The organism is Kitasatospora sp. NPDC101235, assembly GCF_044767505.1.
GTDB lineage: Bacteria > Actinomycetota > Actinomycetes > Streptomycetales > Streptomycetaceae > Kitasatospora.
Map to the genome: position 1 here is coordinate 1 of NZ_JBIWNZ010000085.1, position 1,830 is coordinate 1,830.

Below are 1,830 nucleotides of genomic sequence, written 5' to 3' on the forward strand. Positions count from 1 at the left end.
GTGCGATGAGCTGTATCGACAGTTGTTCAACCCGCAGTTGTATCTGCTGGCCTACGGCCGCATCTACGCCAACCACGGCGCGATGACGCCCGGGGTCACGCCGGAAACCGTGGACGGCATGTCCCAGCGGAAGATCGACCGGATCATCGAGGCGATGCGCCACGAGCGCTACCGCTTCCGGCCGGTTCGGCGCGTGCACATCCCGAAGAAGAACGGGAGCACGCGCCCGCTGGGGCTGCCGACCTGGTCGGACAAGCTCGTCGGGGAGGTGGTCCGCCTGCTCTTGGAGGCGTACTACGAGCCGACGTTCTCCGACCGATCGCATGGATTCCGCCCCCGCCGGGGCTGCCACACCGCGTTGCGGGAGGTGGCCCACACCTGGACCGGGACGTCCTGGTTCATCGAAGGGGACATCGCCGACTGCTTCGGCAGCCTGGACCACCAGGTCCTGCTGTCGATCCTCGGCGAGAAGATCCATGACCAGCGGTTCCTGCGGCTGGTGCGAAACATGCTCACAGCCGGATACCTGGAGGACTGGAAATGGGGCGCCACGCTCTCCGGAGCACCGCAGGGCGGAGTGGCTTCCCCGATCCTGTCCAACATCTATCTGCACCGGTTGGACGAGTTCGTCGAGAAGTTTCTGATCCCGGAGTACACCCGTGGAGAGCGTCGGGCCCGTAACCCGGCCTACCTGGAGTTGCAGAATCTGTTGGCGAAAGCTCGCCGGCGCGGTGACCGGGCCCAGGCCCGAACGCTGCGTCAGCGGATGGTGAGCCTGCCGAGTGCGGACCCGAACGATCCGTCGTATCGCAGGCTTCGCTATGTTCGCTACGCGGACGACCATCTCCTCGGGTTCACCGGACCGAAGGCCGAGGCCGAGCAGATCAAACGGCGCCTGGCGGAGTTCCTGCGTGACGAACTCAAGCTGGAACTCTCCCGGGAGAAGACGCTGATCACCCACGCCCGCAGCCGGGCGGCAAGGTTCCTCGGTTACGAGATCACGACCCAGCACAATGACACGAAGAAGACCGGCCGCTACCGCAGAGTGAATGGCCAGATCGCCCTTCGTGTTCCCAGGGACGTGATCAAGGCCAAATGCGAGCCCTACCTCGCCCGCGGCAAACCCGCGAAGCGAACGGAACTGACCAACGGCAGCGATCACGCGATCGTCGCCACGTTCGGGGCCGTCTACCGGGGCATCGTCCAGTACTACCTGCTCGCCGGAGACGTCTTCCGGCTGCACCGCCTGCAATGGGTCATGGAAACATCCATGCTCAAAACCCTTGCAGGCAAGCACCGTTCGACCGTGACGAAGATGGCCGCCAAGCACAAGGCCAGGATCGACACACCCAACGGGCCCCGAGTCTGCTTCGAAGCCCGCATCGAGCGGAAGAACAGGAAGCCACTGGTGGCGCGGTTCGGTGGAATCCCCCTCCAGCAGCAGCGGTCGGCGAAGATCACCGACCGTCGGCCTGTCTGGGTGGACTATCCGCAGAAGGAGCTGATCACCAGGCTCCTGGCGGACACGTGCGAGGTCTGCGGGGCCACCGGTGATGTCCAGGTGCATCACGTCCGGGCCCTTGCTGATCTCGCCCGTGCCGGATGGCCGCCGTCCGACTGGGCGCGCGTCATGCTCGACCGGCGGCGCAAGACCCTCGTGGCCTGCGCTGCCTGCCATGACCGCATCCACGAGGCACGAACGGCCGGATCACTCACGCCGTGATCACTGGAGAGCCGGATGACAGGGAAACCGTCATGTCCGGTTCGGCGGGAGGCCGCGCGGAAAAGGACCTGCCACGGGCAGGTACCTCGCCGCGCGGCCGACCCAAC

At 65.6% G+C, this 1,830-nt stretch carries 1 protein-coding gene; it reads left to right on the plus strand.

What is annotated here, in order from left to right; all coding sequences use genetic code 11:
- Positions 1-1,723 (plus strand): reverse transcriptase domain-containing protein (locus ACIRRH_RS43890; RefSeq protein WP_403079101.1); only part of this gene is annotated, 1,723 nt, incomplete at its 5' end.
- Positions 1,724-1,830: the final 107 nt, after the last annotated feature.